14 protein-coding genes are annotated in these 15,516 nt (G+C 69.5%); 6 read left to right on the forward strand and 8 right to left on the reverse strand.

Going from position 1 to position 15,516, the window contains the following annotated elements; all coding sequences use genetic code 11:
* The first annotated feature begins 9 nt into the window (after nt 1–9).
* The 4 genes from BXA00_RS05005 to BXA00_RS05020 all read left to right on the forward strand — a co-directional run bounded on the left by BXA00_RS05005 (nt 10) and on the right by BXA00_RS05020 (nt 3,823).
* Nucleotides 10–888 carry an SMP-30/gluconolactonase/LRE family protein gene (locus BXA00_RS05005; protein WP_076516757.1) on the forward strand — a complete coding sequence of 293 codons (879 nt, stop codon included), beginning with the start codon at nt 10–12 and terminating at the stop codon, nt 886–888.
* Nucleotides 889–1,000: 112 nt separating this feature from the next.
* Nucleotides 1,001–1,978: a TRAP transporter substrate-binding protein gene (locus BXA00_RS05010; protein ID WP_076516759.1), complete on the forward strand. Its 978-nt coding sequence runs from the start codon at nt 1,001–1,003 to the stop codon at nt 1,976–1,978.
* Between the two features lie 7 nt (nt 1,979–1,985).
* Nucleotides 1,986–2,549 (forward strand): TRAP transporter small permease, encoded by a 564-nt coding sequence (locus tag BXA00_RS05015; protein ID WP_083714180.1) that lies wholly within the window; start codon nt 1,986–1,988, stop codon nt 2,547–2,549.
* Complete coding sequence (locus BXA00_RS05020) at nt 2,540–3,823, forward strand: TRAP transporter large permease (protein ID WP_076516762.1); 1,284 nt, start codon at nt 2,540–2,542, stop codon at nt 3,821–3,823. The genes BXA00_RS05015 and BXA00_RS05020 overlap by 10 nt, the downstream gene beginning before the upstream one ends.
* On the opposite strand, the gene BXA00_RS05025 is transcribed toward BXA00_RS05020, so the two are convergent.
* The 5 genes from BXA00_RS05025 to BXA00_RS05045 all read right to left on the reverse strand — a co-directional run bounded on the left by BXA00_RS05025 (nt 3,816) and on the right by BXA00_RS05045 (nt 8,848).
* Entirely contained in the window at nt 3,816–4,562 is a 747-nt protein-coding gene (locus BXA00_RS05025) for a phosphatase PAP2 family protein (RefSeq protein ID WP_083714181.1), read from the reverse strand. The two genes, BXA00_RS05020 and BXA00_RS05025, sit on opposite strands and share 8 nt — an antisense overlap.
* Before the next feature lie 61 nt (nt 4,563–4,623).
* Nucleotides 4,624–5,967 (reverse strand): HAMP domain-containing sensor histidine kinase, encoded by a 1,344-nt coding sequence (locus tag BXA00_RS05030; RefSeq protein ID WP_076516764.1) that lies wholly within the window; start codon nt 5,965–5,967, stop codon nt 4,624–4,626.
* Nucleotides 5,964–6,677: a response regulator transcription factor gene (locus tag BXA00_RS05035; RefSeq protein ID WP_076516766.1), complete on the reverse strand. Its 714-nt coding sequence runs from the start codon at nt 6,675–6,677 to the stop codon at nt 5,964–5,966. Before BXA00_RS05035 ends, BXA00_RS05030 begins: the two co-directional genes overlap by 4 nt.
* Nucleotides 6,678–6,696: 19 nt before the next feature.
* The gene (locus BXA00_RS05040; protein ID WP_076516768.1) at nt 6,697–8,112 is read right to left on the reverse strand and encodes an FAD-binding oxidoreductase; all 1,416 of its coding nucleotides are present in this window, start codon (nt 8,110–8,112) and stop codon (nt 6,697–6,699) included.
* 103 nt (nt 8,113–8,215) lie between these two features.
* Nucleotides 8,216–8,848, reverse strand: a complete 633-nt coding sequence (locus tag BXA00_RS05045) for a BPTD_3102 family carboxylase-like protein (RefSeq protein ID WP_076516770.1) — start codon at nt 8,846–8,848, stop codon at nt 8,216–8,218.
* 328 nt (nt 8,849–9,176) lie between these two features.
* On the opposite strand from BXA00_RS05045, the gene BXA00_RS05050 reads away from it, so the two are divergent.
* Both BXA00_RS05050 and pgi read left to right on the forward strand, forming a co-directional pair.
* Nucleotides 9,177–10,568, forward strand: coding sequence for a phosphomannomutase/phosphoglucomutase (locus BXA00_RS05050; protein ID WP_076516772.1), 1,392 nt, complete (start codon nt 9,177–9,179; stop codon nt 10,566–10,568).
* An 8-nt stretch (nt 10,569–10,576) separates the two neighbouring features.
* Nucleotides 10,577–12,124: a glucose-6-phosphate isomerase gene (gene pgi, locus BXA00_RS05055; protein WP_076516774.1), complete on the forward strand. Its 1,548-nt coding sequence runs from the start codon at nt 10,577–10,579 to the stop codon at nt 12,122–12,124.
* Here the strand turns inward: pgi and BXA00_RS05060 are convergent.
* Genes BXA00_RS05060 through BXA00_RS05070 form a run of 3 tightly spaced genes read right to left on the reverse strand, consistent with a single transcriptional unit; the run spans nt 12,114 to nt 15,513 of the window.
* Nucleotides 12,114–13,247, reverse strand: coding sequence for a glycosyltransferase family 4 protein (locus BXA00_RS05060; RefSeq protein WP_076516776.1), 1,134 nt, complete (start codon nt 13,245–13,247; stop codon nt 12,114–12,116). The two genes, pgi and BXA00_RS05060, sit on opposite strands and share 11 nt — an antisense overlap.
* A complete protein-coding gene (locus tag BXA00_RS05065) occupies nt 13,244–14,401 on the reverse strand; it encodes a glycosyltransferase (protein WP_076516778.1) in 1,158 nt (385 codons plus the stop codon). The genes BXA00_RS05060 and BXA00_RS05065 overlap by 4 nt, the downstream gene beginning before the upstream one ends.
* Nucleotides 14,398–15,513, reverse strand: a complete 1,116-nt coding sequence (locus BXA00_RS05070; RefSeq protein WP_076516780.1) for a glycosyltransferase family 4 protein — start codon at nt 15,511–15,513, stop codon at nt 14,398–14,400. The genes BXA00_RS05065 and BXA00_RS05070 overlap by 4 nt, the downstream gene beginning before the upstream one ends.
* Nucleotides 15,514–15,516: the final 3 nt, after the last annotated feature.

Raw genomic sequence — 15,516 nt, forward strand, 5'->3', positions numbered from 1 at the left:
ACACCGTCCATGCCCATGACCGCAGAACGTATAGGAACGGTATTGTGCGGCGTGGGAGAAAGCCCCGTCTGGCGCCGCGCCGACCAGGCCTATTACTGGACCGACATTCCCGGCAAGGCGCTCTGGCGCTGGACACCCGCGACCGGCGCCTTCGCGCAGTGGGCGCTGCCGCAGATGGCCGGCAGCATCGCGATGCGCGGCGACGGCTGGCTGCTGGCGATGGAAGACGGCCTTTATGCCTGCGGCGCGCTGTGCGAGGACGAGCCATGCATCCCGCGCCACCTCGCCGCCGTGGCCCACGCCGCGCCCAATATGCGTTTCAATGACGGCCGCTGCGACCGGCAGGGCCGGTTTCTTGCCGGCACCATGGTGATGGACATGAGCGTGGCCGACCCCGCGGGCGCGCTGTACCGCCTGGACGACCGGGGGGTGTCCGTGCTGCTGGACGGCCTGATCGTGCCCAACGGCCTGGCCTTCAGCCCCGATGGCCGGACCATGTACCTGTCCGATTCACACCCGTCGCGCGCGACGGTCTGGGCCTTCGACTACGACACCGCAACGGGCGAACCGCGCCATCGCCGCGTCTTCATTCCCGCCCTGCCGGCCGGCCGCCCCGACGGCGCGGCCGTGGACACGGACGGCTGCTACTGGATCTGCGGCAACGATGCCGGCAAGGTGTACCGCTACACCCCCGACGGCCGCCTGGACCGCACCCTGGACGTGCCCGCCGCCAAGGTCGCGATGTGCGCCTTCGGCGGCGCCGGCCTGGACACGCTATTCGTCACATCCATCCGTCCCGCGAACGCCGCCCCCGGCTCGCCGGACGGCGCGGTATTCGCCCTGCACCCCGGCGTGCAGGGCCTGGAGGAACCCGCCAGCGCCGGTTAGCACCCGATCGGCGCCGTGTCGCGCGCCACCCCGAGCAGGTCTGTGCATATCAAAGAGCTTCGGGGCCCTTTGCGGCCCTCAACGAAACGCCGTACCCCATCCGGAGGTAGACATGCTGCACCCTCACCTGAGCCGCGCCGTCCTGGCCGCGGCCGCCTTGCTGACGCTGGTTCCCGCCACCCACGCCGCCGAGCTGCGCTCCGCGGACATCCATCCCGACGATTACCCCACTGTGCAGGCCGTGCGCCACTTCGGCGAGCTGGTCAAGCAACGGACCAACGGCCGCATCACCATCAAGGTGTTTTCGGGCGGCGCGCTCGGCAACGAGGACGATTCCATCGAACAGGTGAAGCTGGGCGCGCTGGCGATGACCCGCGTGTCGAGCGCGGCCATGCACAACATCTGCCAGACCACCCGCGTGCCGTCGCTGCCGTTCCTCTTTCGCTCCAAGGAACACCTGCACAAGGTGCTGGACAGCGAGATCGGCGACCAGATCCTGCGCTCGTGCGAAGCCGCCGGGTTCGTGGGGCTGGCCTGGTACGACAGCGGTTCGCGCTCCATGTACACGACGAAGAAGCCCGTCAAGACGCTGGCCGACGCGAAGGGGCTGAAGATCCGCGTGCAGCAGTCGGACCTGTCCGTCGCGATGGTCGAAGCCATGGGCGGCAACGCCACGCCGATGCCCATGGGCGAGGTCTACACCTCGCTCAAGACCGGACTGGTGGACGCGGCCGAGAACAATTTCCCCAGCTACGAAAGCGCGCATCACTACGAGGTGGCCAAGTTCTATTCGCTGACCGAGCACACCATGACGCCCGAGATCCTGATCTTCTCCAAGCGCCAGTGGGACAAGCTGCCGCCCGATGACCAGAAGATCCTGCGCGAGGCCGCGCGTGAATCGGTGCCTTTCATGCGCAAGCTGTGGGACGAGCGCGAACAGAAGTCGCGCGCCGTGGTCGAGAAGGCCGGGTCGCAGATCTCGGCGGTCGACAAGCCCTCGTTCCAGGGCGCGATGAAGCCGGTGTACGACCGCTTCGTCACCACCCCTGAAATGAAAGACCTGGTCGCGAAGATCCAGGCCGTGCAGTGAGGACATCATGTTGGCCACACCCACGAATGAACCAGATGTCGCCGCGGGGGGCCGGGCGCAAGCCCTGGCTGCCCCGCTGGATGCCTACTCGCGCGGCTGCGCCCGGCTGGCGCGGGCCTGCATGTGGACCAGCGTGTTCGGACTGGTCTGCCTGATCATCGCCGTCACGCTGCAGATCGTCGGGCGGCACGTCCTGAACAACACGCCGACCTGGGCGGAAAGCCTGGCCCTCCTGCTGGTGCTGTACGTCACCATGCTGGGCGCCGCGGTCGGCGTGCGCGACGCCGGCCACATCGGCTTCGAGTCCCTGCTCGACGCCCTGCCGGCCGGCGGGCAGCGGCGGCTGCGCATCTTCATCCATCTGCTCGTGCTGCTGTTCGGCGTGCTGATGGCCTGGAATTGCGGCGTGCTGGCCGAATCCGTCGCGGCCTACAAGATTCCCAACCTGGGGATCTCCAACGCGTGGAAGTACATTCCTGCAACCCTGTCGGGCACCTTGATCGCGCTCTTTTCCATCGAGCACATCATCGCGATCCTGCGCAACCAGAAGGTGGTACCGGCATGGCGCTGACACTGCTTTCCTTCACCTTCATGGGGTTCCTGGTGATCGGGGTGCCGGTGGCCTTCGCCATCGGGCTGTCGTCGCTCACGGCTATCATGTACGAGGACCTGCCGCTGGCGGTGGCCTTCCAGCAGATGACCTCGGGCATGAACGCCTTCTCGTTCCTGGCCATCCCCTTCTTCATCTTCACGGGCGAGCTGATGCTGTACGGCGGCATCGCGGACCGCATCGTCGCGTTCGCCAAATCGCTGGTGGGCCACGTGCGCGGCGGCCTGGGGATGTCCAACGTGGTGGCCTGCACGCTGTTCGGCGGCGTGTCGGGATCGCCCGTGGCGGACGTGTCGGCGATGGGCTCGGTGATGATCCCGATGATGAAGCGCGAGGGCTACCACGCCGACTACGCGGTGAACGTCACCACGCACGCGGCGCTGGTGGGTGCGCTGATGCCGACCAGCCACAACATCATCATCTATACGCTGGCCGCGGGCGGCAAGGTGTCCATCGCGGCGCTGATCGCGGCCGGCGTGGTGCCTGCCCTGATCCTGACCGCCTGCAACCTGGCGGCGGCGTACTTCGTGGCGCGCAAGCGGGGGTATCCGGCCGGCAGCTTCCCGGGCTGGCACATCGTGTTCCGCTCGCTGGTGGCCGCGGCGCCTGGGCTGTTCGTGGTGGTGCTGATCATCGCGGGCATCCTGAGCGGCGTCTTCACCGCGACGGAATCGGCGGCGGTGGCGGTGCTGTATGCGCTGGCGCTGACGATCTTCGTCTACCGCTCGCTGACCTGGGACCAATTCGTGCGCGCGGCCAGCAAGGCGGTCAAGACCACGGGCGTGGTGCTGCTGCTGATCGGCATTTCCGCCACGTTCGGCTACCTGATCAGCTTCTATGGCGTGGCCGAAAAGACCGGTCAGCTCATGGCGTCCATCTCGACGGAACCCTGGGCGATCTTCCTGATGGTCAACATCATCCTGTTCGTGCTGGGCACGTTCCTGGACATGGCCGCCACCATCCTGATCTGCACGCCGATCTTCCTGCCGATCTGCATGCAGTACGGCATGGGGCCGGTGCAGTTCGGCATGGTCCTGCTGCTGAACTGCGCGCTGGGGCTGAACACGCCGCCCGTGGGCACCACGCAGTTCGTGGGATGCGCCATCGGCGGGGTCTCCGTGGGCACGGTCATGCGCACCATCTGGCCGTTCTACGGCGCGCTGCTGGCCGCGCTGGCGCTGGTGACCTACGTGCCGGCGTTTTCGCTGTGGCTGCCGGGCGTGCTGCTCAACTGACGCCCGGCGCGCGGGGCGGGCCGCCGGCGGTCCGGCCCGCGATCAACGGATAGAAAAAGACCGCCGCCAGCAGCCACATCAGCGCGGCGGACCAGATCGTCTGGCTGAGGAAATGCGCGCCCTGCAGGATGCGCACGGCCGAAAAGCCCACACCGCCCGCCACGCCGACCGCCAGGCCGGCCCAGCGCCACGCGGGCCGTCCCAGCGCCCAGCCCGCGAAATACAGGCTGAGCAGCGCGTACCCCGCGCCGGCATGGCCGCTGGGCAGGGCGCCCCCCGCGCGGGCACGCGCCCACGTCCACCAGTGCACCGGATAGGGGGTGTAGCCGCCCAGCGTTTCCAGGTCGTAGGGACGCGGCAGCATCGTGTGATGCTTGAGCTGGTTGATCAGGAGCTGTCCCGTCAGGCACGTGGCCGCCACCGCCAGCGCCACGCCGCGCCAGCGCCGCCAGGCCGGGATGCGAAAGCTGGCCACGGCGGCGCCCGCCGCGGCCAGGCCCACGCCGATCGGCAGGGCCAGCACGATGCGATGGCCCAGGAGTTCGAGCCAGCGGCTGGCGTGCAGCGGAAAGTCGTCGAGCGCCGGGTCGAACAAGGCCCGCGCGATGCGCATGTCCAGCCCGGAATCCTGGGTCCACCACGCAAGACAGGCGAGGATCAGCGGCACGCCCACGACGTGCGTGAGCAGATAGCAGGCTGGGGTTGGCGCGCGCGGCGCTGGCAGCGAGGGGGACGGCATGGACGGAAATTTCCAGACGGTTCGGGCAGCGCACTGTACGGGCCCGGCAGTCGAAAATTCGTCAAATCCGCGTCTGGGGACCGGCCTCAGGGGCGTTGTCAAAGCGCAGCAGGAACCGCGTCCCGCGCGCCGGGCCGTGCGCCTGCGAGGATTCGACGGACAGCGCCCAGCCCTGCATGTCGCAGACCCGCTTGGCAATCGCCAGGCCCAGCCCGCGCGTCGTCTCGGCGCCGCCATCCATCGCCGAATCGCGCAGGCGGCCGCTGAAATAACGGCGGAACAGGAACGGCAGGTCGGCGGCGGCGATGCCCTTGCCGTCGTCGCGCAGCGCCAGCCCGCCCTGCGCGTCCAACGCCGCCGTCAACGTGGCCGGCGCGGCGTGCTCGATGGCGTTGCGCACCAGGTTGCGCAGGACGGTCAGCAAGGCGTAGCGGTCCAGCGTCAGCACGTGGCCGGCAGGGATACGGTTGTCGAAACCCAGGTTCGCCAGCTTCGCCTGCGCGGCATAGCCGCCCCAGGCGTCGTCCATGCACTCGGCGAGGTCCACGGGCTCGGGCTCGCGCAACTGGTCGCGAGCCATCGCGCGCGCGCTTTCCAGGCTGACGATGACGTCGTCGACGTTGTCGACCACCCGCGTGAGCCGTTGCTGCTGGTCCGGCGTCAGCGTCTGCGTCAGGAGCATGAGTTCGCTGTCGGAGCGGATCGCCGCGAGCGGCGTGCGCACCTCATGGCTGAGATTGCCGGCGAATTCGCGTTCGCGGGCGATGGACCGGTCCACCTGGTTCTGCACGCGGTTGAAGGCTTCGATGAGCCGCCCGGTCTCGTCGTCGCGGGTGACGGCCAGGTCGGGCGAGCCGGGGGCCCAGGTCGACAGCCGGTCCGTCAGTTCCAGCAGCGGACCGACCGCCACCGCCGCCACCCGCCGCGACAGGGCGTACGCCAGCACCACGCAGAGCGCGCCCACACCCAGCACGATGAGGCCGAAATCGCGCACCCGCTCTTCATTGTCGGTCGCGTCATACAACAGATACACCGTGCCGCGGCCGGTCTCGGCCACCATCACATGCCAGGTGTAGGCGCCCGGTTCGATCAGATGCAGCCCGTTTTCCAGCGAGAGCAATTCGGGCGGCATGCCGGCGGGCGGCTGGCCGTCGGCGCTGAGCCAGGCGCGCATGGAACCGCCCAGCTCGCGGGCGCCATGGCGCGGCAGGAATTCGTCGCTGCTGCGGGCATGCTGGACCAGGCGGTCCATTTCCGTGTTGAGGATGTCGTTGACCAGATCGTCTTCCATCTGGTCGAACGTCAGGTAGGCCAGCAGGGCAAGCGCCGTGACGAACAGCGCGACCGTTCCCGTCAGCGCCCACACGACGCGCTGGGTCAACGTGCCGGCGGCGGCGCGGCTCATGAGGGCACGCCGGGCAGCGTGAGGCGCCAGCCGGTGCCGTGCACGGTCTCGATGCCGTCAAAGCCCGCGTCGGCCAGCGCGCGCCGCAGCAGGTGGACCTGGCTGCGCAGCGCGTCGGACGAGGGCGGCTCGTTGCCCCACAACGCCGATTCCAGCTCTTCGCGCCGCACGACGCGGCCCGGATCGCGCAGCAGGACTTCGATGATGAGACAGGCCTTGCGGGTCAGGTGGACGGGAACGTCATTGACCGATACCGCGCGGCTGCGCGTGTCGAACTGCAAGGGGCCGAAGGCGCGCACGGCGTCCACCGTGGCGCCCTGGGCGCGCTGGATCAGGGCCAGCAGCCGGGCTTCCACCTCGAGCAGCGCGAACGGCTTGGTGAGGTAGTCGTCCGCCCCGTGCGAGAAACCCGCCAGCTTGTCTTCCAGGCTGTCGCGCGCGGTCAGCATGAGCACCGGCACATCCAGCCGCCTTTGCGTGCGCATGTCATGCAGCACGGCGTTGCCGTCCATGCCGGGCAGGCCGATGTCCAGCAGCACGGCATCGAACCGCTGCTCCTGCAGCCGCTGCAAGGCGGCCGGCCCGCTATAGGCCACGTCGGGGAGAAAGCCGCGCGCCTCCAGGAAGCTGTATAGATTGCCGGCGATGGTGGGGTCGTCCTCGACGATCAGCACCCGGTAATGCGCACCCGCTGCGGGACTGGCTGCCATGGTTTGCGTCCTGGACGTGTCAGGCCTGCAGCACCTTGCCGGGGTTCATCAGCCCCTGCGGATCCAGCGCGCGCTTGATCCGCCGCATCAGCGCAAGTTCGACCGGCTGCTTGTAGCGCGGCAGTTCGTCGCGCTTGAGCTGCCCGACGCCGTGCTCGGCGCTGATGGACCCCTGGTGCGCGTGCACGCTGTCGTGCACCACGCCGTAGATTTCGCTTTGCAGCGCCAGCAGCTCGGCTTCGGACTGCCCCGGCGCATTGGCCACGTTGTAATGCAGGTTGCCGTCGCCCAGATGGCCGAAGATCACGTGGCGCACGCCCGGAAAGCGCGCCTGCAACAGGGCATTGGTCTTGTGCACGAAGCCCGCGATGGAAGAGATGGGGATCGACACGTCGTGCTTGACCGACTTGCCGAGTTCGGCTTCAGCCAGCGGAATGCTTTCGCGCAGGTGCCACAGCGCCTTGCTTTGCGACACATTGGCGGCGATGGCGGCGTCGTTCACCAGGCCGGCCTCGATGGCCTCGCCCAGCACGCTCTCGAAGCGCTCGCGCGCGTGGCTTTCGCTTTCGCTGTCGGACAGTTCCAGCAGGGCGAACCACGGCGAGGCAGCCGATTCGCCGTCGAATGGCAGGCGCTGCTGCGGGAACAGCCGCACCACGCCTTGCAGGCAGGCGCCGCTCATGAGTTCAAAGCCGGTCAGCGAGGCGCCGAACCCGGAGCGGGCGCGCGACAGGACCTCGACGGCGTTGTCGATGCTGTCCAGCGTCAGCAGCGCGGTGCAGGACGCCACCGGACGCGGATACAGCTTGAGCGTGGCGGCGGTGATGATGCCCAGGGTGCCTTCGCTGCCGATGTAGAGGTCGCGCAGGTCGTAGCCGGTGTTGTCCTTGCGCAGGCCGCGCAGGCCGTCCCAGATCTCGCCTTCCGCGGTCACGACCTCTAGGCCCAGCGTGAGGTCGCGCGCGTTGCCATAGCGCAGCACCTGCGTGCCGCCGGCATTGGTCGCCAGATTGCCGCCGATGGTGCAGCTGCCTTCGGCGGCCAGGCTCAGGGGAAACAGCCGGTTCGCGGCCGCCGCTGCATCCTGCACGGCCTGCAGGATGCAGCCGGCCTCCACGGTGATGGTGTCGTTGTCGGTGTCCAGCGCGCGCACGGCGGTGAGCCGAGTGGTGGACAGGACGACGGCGCTGCCGGAGTCGTCCGGCGTAGCGCCCCCGCACAGGCCGGTATTGCCCCCCTGCGGCACCACGGGCACGCCGTGCTGCGCGCACAGCTTGATCGCCGCGGCCACTTCCGCGGTCGACCCGGGGCGGATCACCGCCAGCGCCGCGCCGCGATAGCGCCGGCGCCAATCCAGCACATAGGACTCGGCGTCGTCGCCCGTCAGGACGTGGGAATCGCCCAGGAGGGCCTGTAGATCGCTCAGCAGTGTCATGGATGCCGCACAAGAGGTAGGCCTGGCCGCGAGGGCCGGGCGCTGTTCATCGGATGTGCGGACTATTGTAGGGGCTGGGCGGCCCGCCCTGAAGCCCCGCCTGTCAGCCGACCGCCTGGTCCAGCCGCGTGCCCGTCATGCCCGAGCAGAACGCCCGGGACGCGATGCGCTCCATCAGGAAGGCGCGGTCCACGCCCGCGGGACCGGGCAGTTCGGACAGGGCGCGATAAGCGCGGCGCAGCACTTCGCCGCGCGTGGCTCCGCAGATCATGAGATGGGTGCTGGGCAGGCGGCGATCGCCGCAGCCGTCGATGCGCACTTCCAGTACGTGCGCGGCGATGGGATCGTGTTCGGCGATCGGCATGGCCGGCGTGCGGGCCTGCGCATGGGCGTCGATGACGCGGAACACGCCGCTGCGGTCGTCCAGTGAAAACGACACCGTGCCGGCAGCCTGCCAGCCGCGGTCCCGGGCCACGCTGGCGGCCACGGTGCGCAGCGCGCTTTCGATCGAGGCGGCCAGGTGCGGCGCCGGGCATTCCGCGATCAGGACCCGGGCATCGCGCCAGACGCTGCGTTCCCAGGCGCGGCCGGTGGCCAGTTCGCCGGTGGCCGCCGCAAACACGTGGATATCGAGCCGGCGTTCCCGGCCGGCCGCTGGCCCGGCAAAGTCCGTGGGTGGTCCCCGCCTGCTGGTGGCGCCGCCCGATGACATGACTGTGGATACTTTGGCGCCCATGGCCCCTCCTGGTCTTTCTGCTTGCATGGCAAGCGTATCACCTTCGGATGACGAGCAACTTTTGTGCCATCCCTGGCCACCCCGCGCGCCCCTGCGGACGGCCTGCCGGACGGCTGGCGCATGCACCGCAATCAGGCCGCGCCGCCCCAGGCGGCGCACCATCGCGGGGCAAGTCGCCACCGGGAAAACGCCCTACTCCGCCCGAAGGATGAAGGCCCCTGCGCCGATGGGGGATAATCCAGCTTTGACCCCTAGTCATAGCGGATTGGAGGTACGGGTTTACCACTACCCGGCCGTCGCCGCGCTGTCCCCCTAACAAGGAATCGTCGTGGGCAACAATACACAATTTCCGGCCTCCGTTTTCAAGGCCTATGACATCCGCGGCACCGTGCCGGACCTGATCGACGCCCCCTTCGCCCGTTCGCTGGGCGTGGCGCTCGCCGCCCGCGCCCGCGCGGAAGGCGTCCAGACGCTGGTGGTCGGGCGCGACGGCCGGCTCAGCAGCGAAATGCTGTCGCTCGCGCTGCAGGAAGGCATGCTCGAAGGCGGCGTGGACACGCTGGACGTCGGCATGGTCCCCACCCCGCTCGTCTACTTTGCCGCGAACATCATGCAGACCGGCTCGGGCGTGGCCATCACGGGCAGCCACAATCCGCCGAAGTACAACGGCTTCAAGATGATGATGGGCGGACGCGCGCTGTATGGCGACGACGTCCAGCAACTGGCCCAGGCCATGAACGGCGACGCGCCCGCCCCGGCGGCCGCCGCCGGCACGCGCCGCCAGCTCGACCTGGTGCAGACCTACATCGCGCGCGTCGCCTCCGGCGTCAAGCTTGCGCGTCCCATGAAGATCGCCATCGACTGCGGCAACGGCGTGGCCGGCGCGGTCGCCCCGCAGCTCTTTCGCGCGCTGGGCTGCGAGGTCGACGAGCTGTTCTGCGACGTGGACGGCAACTTCCCCAACCATCATCCCGATCCCGCCGAACCCAAGAACCTGCAGGACCTGATCAAGCACGTCGCCGAAACCGACTGCGAACTGGGCCTGGCCTTTGACGGCGATGGCGACCGCCTGGGCGTGGTCACCAAGTCGGGCCAGATCATCTGGCCCGACCGGCAACTGGTGCTGTTCGCCCGCGACGTGCTGGAACGCAATCCCGGCGCCACCATCATTTACGACGTGAAGTGCAGCCGCCATGTGGGCCTGTCCGTCGAAGCCGCCGGCGGCGCCCCCCTGATGTGGAAGACGGGCCACTCGCTGGTCAAGGCCAAGCTGGCCGAAACCGGCGCGCCGCTGGCCGGCGAGATGAGCGGGCACATTTTCTTCAAGGAACGCTGGTACGGCTTTGACGACGGCCTGTATACCGGCGCGCGCCTGCTGGAGATCGTGTCGCGCTTTGCCGATCCCTGCGCCCCGCTGGAAGACCTGCCGCAGGACGTTTCCACGCCGGAACTCAAGCTCGAAATGGAAGAAGGCCAGCCCTTCACGCTGGTCAAGGCGCTGCAGGAGCAGGGCCAGTTCCCCGACGCCAAGCGCGTGATCACGATCGACGGCGTGCGCGCCGAGTACGCCGACGGCTTCGGCCTGGCGCGTCCGTCGAACACCACGCCGGTCGTCGTGCTGCGGTTCGAAGCGCAGAGCGAGGAGGCGTTGGCCCGCATCCAGGCGGACTTCCGACGCGAACTCGGCAAGCTCGCGCCCAACGCCTCGCTGCCGTTCTGATCCGCCCCATGTCGTTATCCAACAGCCCCGCGTGGCAGCAGTTCATCGCCGCGACACGCACGGCATCCCGGGATGGCCAGACCCTGCGCCTGATCAATGCCCCCGGGCTGCGCCTGGACCTGAGCGCCCAGGCGCAATCGCCCGAGCTGCTGGCCGCGTCGACGGCCCTGCTGGCGCAGCAGGACTTCGAGGCCCAGCGCGCGCGGCTGTTCGATGGCGGACCGGCCAACTGGACCGAAGGGCGCGCCGCCTGGCATACCGCCCTGCGCGCGGCCGAGCCGCCCGCGATGGTGGCCAAGGCGGTGCTGGCCGAGCGCGAACGCATGCGCGAGTTCGTACGCACGGCCGATGCGGCCGGACGCTACAGCAGCGTGCTGCACCTGGGCATCGGCGGCAGCGACTGGGGCCCGCGCCTGGTCACCCGCGCCTTGCGCCACGAAGGCGCGCGCCGCGAAGTGCGGTTCGCCTCCAACGTCGACTCGCATTCCGTCGCCGACGCGATGAGCCGCCTGGACCCGCACAACACGCTGGTCATCGTGGCGTCCAAATCGTTCACCACGACCGAACCCTTGGCCAATGCCGAGGTTGCGATGAACTGGCTGCGCCAGGCCGGCGTGGCCGATCCCATCAAGCAGGTCGTGGCGATCACCAGCAACGTCGAGGCGGCGCTGAACCTGGGCATCCTGCCCGACCACATCTTCCAGATCTGGGATTGGGTGGGCGGGCGCTATTCGCTGTGGTCGGCGATCGGCCTGCCCATTGCCCTGGCGCTGGGCAACGACACCTACGACCAGCTCCTGGCGGGCGCGGCGGCCATGGACGAGCATTTCCGCCACGCGCCCCTGGCCGAGAACGCGCCCGTGCAGATGGCGCTGGCCGGGGTCGCCAACCGCAGCGTGCTGGGCTACGACTCGCTCGTCATCACGCCCTACGATTCGCGCCTGTACCACATCGTGCCGTGGGCCCAGCAGCTTGAAATGGAATCGCTGGGCAAGGTCGCCACCGCCGACGGCAGCCCCGCCGGCGTGCCGACCGGCCCAGCCGTATGGGGCATGTCGGGCACGGACTGCCAGCACACGTTTTTCCAGTGGCTGCACCAGGACGCCACGGGCGCGCCCGTCGATTTCATCCTGTGCGAAAAGCCGGACCACGCCTATGCCCGGCATCATGAGCTGCTGGTGGCCAATTGCCTGGCCCAGCGCTCGGCGTTGCTGCGCGGCAAGTCCTTCGAGGAAGCCCTGGCCGAGACGTCCGCCACGGAAAGCGATCCGGCGCGCGCGCGCCTGCTGGCGCAGCACCGCGTGCATCCGGGCGGGCGGCCGTCATCGCTGATCGTGCTGCCGCGCCTGGAGGCCTATACGCTGGGCGCGCTGCTTGCCCTGTACGAACACAAGGTCTTCACGCAGGGCGTGATCTGGGGCATCAACCCCTTCGATCAGTGGGGCGTGGAGTTCGGCAAGGCGCTGGCCAAGAACATCATGCGCGAGCTGGACGCGCCCCAGCCCAGCCAGCAGGACCCGTCCACGCGCTTCTGGATCGACGCGATCAGGCGCTAAGGGCGTCGTACAGCGCGACGTGCGTGCGCGCGACCTGGTCGATGTCGAATTCGCGTTCCGCCAGCGCCCTGCCCGCCGCGCCCATCGACTGGCGCAAGTCCGCATCCCCGGCCAGCCGGGCGATGGCATCGGCCAGGGCCTTGGCGTCGCGCACCGGCACCAGCAGGCCGGTCACGCCGGGCTCGATGGCGTCCCGGCAGCCCGGCACGTCGGTCGTCACGACCGCCCGCCCGCAGGCCGCGGCTTCGATCAGCGACTTCGGCAGGCCTTCCCGGTAAGACGGCAGCACCGCGATGTGCGCGGCCGCATACAGCGCCGCCACGTCGGCACGTTCGCCCAGCGCCTGCACGCAGCCTTCGCGCTGCCAGGCGTCGACGTCGGCCTGCGTGGCCGACGTGGGATTGCCGGCATCCAGGCCGCCCACCAGTTGCATCGTCACCGGCACGCCGCGCTCGCGCAGCAGCCGGGCCGCCTGCACGAACTCCTGCACGCCCTTGTCGCGCAAGAGGCGCGCCACCATGGTGACGACGACGGGCGGCGCCGGGGGCTCCGGCGAGGGGGTGTACGCCTCCAGGTCCACGCCCGCGCCGCGGATGATGACCACCTGGTCGTCGCGCACCGCGCCCAGCGACTTGAGCAGGTCGCGGTCGTTGGCGTTCTGGAAGATCACGCGGCTGTTGGGATGGCCCAGGGCGATCCGGTACAGCCGCGCCACCACGGCGCGCACCATCCGCATCTTCAGCGAATGGGACAGGAAGACAAAGCCCAGCCCCGAAATCGCCGCCACCATGCCCGGCACGCGCGTCAGGCGCGCGGCGATTCCGCCGTACAGCACCGGCTTGATGGTGACCAGGTGCACGACATCGGGGCGCAGCCGGCGGAACAGGCGGATCAGCGCCAGCAGCGTCCCCAGCTCCTGCAGTGGGTGCTTGCCGCTGCGGGTCATGGGAATGGCGTGGTGGGTCATGCCCAGCGCCTGGATGTCGGCCACGGCCGGCCCGTCCATCGTGGCGACGTGCACGTCGTAGCCCGCCTTCTGCGCGGCCAGCGCGACCGGCACGCGGTGCGACATGAAGAACGCCGGGTTGTTGACGACAAACAGCAGACAGCGGCGGGCGCTCATGCCTGGACTCCAGAAATGCGGCGCCAGACGGCGATGTAACTTTGCACCATGCGCGCAAGGTCGAAGTGTTCCAGGACGCGCGCGCGTCCCGCCTCGCCGGCGCGCTCGCGGCCGCGGGCGGCCACGTCGCACAGCGCGGACTCGATGCCGCGCGCCAGGGCCTCGGGCTGCTCGGGCGGCACCACCACGCCGGTGTCGCCCACGATGTAGGCGGCGTCGCCCACGTCCGTCACCACGCAATACACGCCGCAGGCCATGGCCTCGGCCACCACGTTCGGAAAGCCCTCGGCGCAACTGGACAGCACGTGCAGGTCCAGCCCGTTCATCACGGCGGGCACGTCGTCGCTGGGGCCGTTGAGCACCACGCGGTCGCGCAGGTCCAGCTTGTCGAGCAAGGCGCCCAGCGGCGGGTTGTCTTCGGTCATGTCCCGGCCGATCAGCACGCAGCGCAGGCCGGCGTCGCGTCCGTCGCGCACCAGCGCGGCCACGGCGCGCAGCAGATTGGCATGGTCCTTGAGCGGATCCCAACGGGCCACGCAGCCGATCACGGGCACATCCTCGGACAGCCCCCACGCGGCGCGCACCCGCGCGCGCGCCTGCGGATCGGGCGCATAGCGCGACAGGTCATAACCGTTGGAAATCACGACCAGCCGGTCGCGCCGGTAGCCCTTTTCAGCGTGGCGCTGCGCCGCGTTCTGCGCCGCGCACACGATGGCGCGCGGCACGCTGCCGGACAGCAATGCGCAGGCGCGCAGCACCAGCCGCGCGGACCGGCTGCTGCGTTCGAGGTGTTCGCCGGAGTTGCGGATGCCCCAGGCGATGGCCCGCACGCCCGCCATGCGTGCCGCCAGGCCGCCGATCAGGTCGGCGTGGTACATCCAGGTCTGCACGGCATGCGGGCGCATCCGGGCGATCAGGCGGCGCAGGGCGAGGAAGCCGCCCAGGCTCACGCGGCCGCGCTTCATGCCCAGGGCGTGCACCGCCACGCCGGCCGCGCGCAGCCGTTCGCCATAGATGCCTTCATCGGTCAGCGACACGACCGTGTGCGCCACGCCCGCGTCCGGCCAGGTCGCCAGGCGGAACAGCACGGATTCGGCGCCGCCCTGCCCCAGCCCGGTGATGACATGCAGAATGCGCAGCGGCTGGGTGCTCATCGTCCCTCCCGCACCGCTTCGAACAATTCATCCCACTCGCCCAGCACGCTGGACAGCGCGTAGCGCTGGCGCACGGCTGCCGCAGCGCGCGTGCCTAGCTGCTGACGCAGGGACGCATCGCTCATCAGGCGATGCAGGGCATCGGTCATCGCGACGCGGTCGCCGGCGGGCACCAGCAAGGCGTCCTGGCCGTCGCGCGTCATCTCGCGCGGACCGCTGGGGCAGTCGAAGGCCGCGCACGGCAGGCCCAGCGACATGGCTTCCAGGAGGACATTGGGAAAGCCTTCGACCAGCGAACTCAGCACGAAGGCCTGCCCGCGGGCCAGTTCTTCCCAAGGCGCCTCGGTGCGCCCGGACAGGCTGATGCGCGACTGCAGGCGCAGGCGCGCCACCTGCTGCTCCAGCGCGTCGCGCTCGGGTCCCTCGCCCCAGATGCGCAGGTTCCAGTCGGGGAACTCCGGCGCAAGCTGGGCAAAGATGTCGATCAGCAGGCTGAACTGCTTGTCGGGCACCAGGCGTCCCATGGCCACCAGCGTGCGCGGCGCGCCGCCCTCGTGCTGCTGCACCAGCGGCGCATCCAGCAGCGGCGCGGGCAGCGGATTGGGAATGACGGCCAGGCGCCGGATGCCGGGCACTTGCCGCGCGAACGGACCGGCGGTGCCTTCGGCCTGGACGGTCACCATGTCGGCACGGGGGTAGAGCGCGCGGCGCAGCTTGCGCCACACGGAGCCCGTCGTGGTGTCCGCGACCGGATTGGTGCGCTCGCAGACGATGAGCGGCACGTTCAGGCCGCGCGTGGCCAGGATGGCGGCCACGTTGACGTTGGTCAGGAAGGACACCACCACGTCGGGCCGCGTGTCGCGGATGTGCCTGCGCAGCGCCAGCAGGCGCTTGACCGCGGCCATCGCGCCCGACGCGCGGGTGCCGGCCAGATCGGCCAGCCACGCGAGCTTCACCTTGTCGGACAGGGGGTAGAAGCAGGTGCCCTTGGACGAATAGGTCGGCGTCAGGATGACGGTGTCTCCGCGCTCGGACCATGCGTTGACCAGGGTCGCCGCGACTCTTTCCGCGCCGCCGGCATGCATGGAGCTGACCAGCATCAGTATTTTCATTCG

The organism is Achromobacter sp. MFA1 R4, assembly GCF_900156745.1.
GTDB lineage: Bacteria > Pseudomonadota > Gammaproteobacteria > Burkholderiales > Burkholderiaceae_B > Achromobacter.

What these genes read in the sequence shown, in the direction of transcription:
- BXA00_RS05025 (WP_083714181.1), bottom strand. Translation starts at nt 4,562, where the DNA reads ATGCCGTCCCCCTCGCTGCCAGCGCCGCGCGCGCCAACCCCAGCCTGC.
- BXA00_RS05015 (WP_083714180.1), top strand. Translation starts at nt 1,986, where the DNA reads ATGTTGGCCACACCCACGAATGAACCAGATGTCGCCGCGGGGGGCCGG.
- BXA00_RS05005 (WP_076516757.1), top strand. Translation starts at nt 10, where the DNA reads ATGCCCATGACCGCAGAACGTATAGGAACGGTATTGTGCGGCGTGGGA.
- BXA00_RS05060 (WP_076516776.1), bottom strand. Translation starts at nt 13,247, where the DNA reads ATGAGCGCCCGCCGCTGTCTGCTGTTTGTCGTCAACAACCCGGCGTTC.
- BXA00_RS05040 (WP_076516768.1), bottom strand. Translation starts at nt 8,112, where the DNA reads ATGACACTGCTGAGCGATCTACAGGCCCTCCTGGGCGATTCCCACGTC.
- BXA00_RS05030 (WP_076516764.1), bottom strand. Translation starts at nt 5,967, where the DNA reads ATGAGCCGCGCCGCCGCCGGCACGTTGACCCAGCGCGTCGTGTGGGCG.
- BXA00_RS05070 (WP_076516780.1), bottom strand. Translation starts at nt 15,513, where the DNA reads ATGAAAATACTGATGCTGGTCAGCTCCATGCATGCCGGCGGCGCGGAA.
- BXA00_RS05065 (WP_076516778.1), bottom strand. Translation starts at nt 14,401, where the DNA reads ATGAGCACCCAGCCGCTGCGCATTCTGCATGTCATCACCGGGCTGGGG.
- BXA00_RS05020 (WP_076516762.1), top strand. Translation starts at nt 2,540, where the DNA reads ATGGCGCTGACACTGCTTTCCTTCACCTTCATGGGGTTCCTGGTGATC.
- BXA00_RS05010 (WP_076516759.1), top strand. Translation starts at nt 1,001, where the DNA reads ATGCTGCACCCTCACCTGAGCCGCGCCGTCCTGGCCGCGGCCGCCTTG.
- BXA00_RS05035 (WP_076516766.1), bottom strand. Translation starts at nt 6,677, where the DNA reads ATGGCAGCCAGTCCCGCAGCGGGTGCGCATTACCGGGTGCTGATCGTC.
- BXA00_RS05045 (WP_076516770.1), bottom strand. Translation starts at nt 8,848, where the DNA reads ATGGGCGCCAAAGTATCCACAGTCATGTCATCGGGCGGCGCCACCAGC.
- pgi (WP_076516774.1), top strand. Translation starts at nt 10,577, where the DNA reads ATGTCGTTATCCAACAGCCCCGCGTGGCAGCAGTTCATCGCCGCGACA.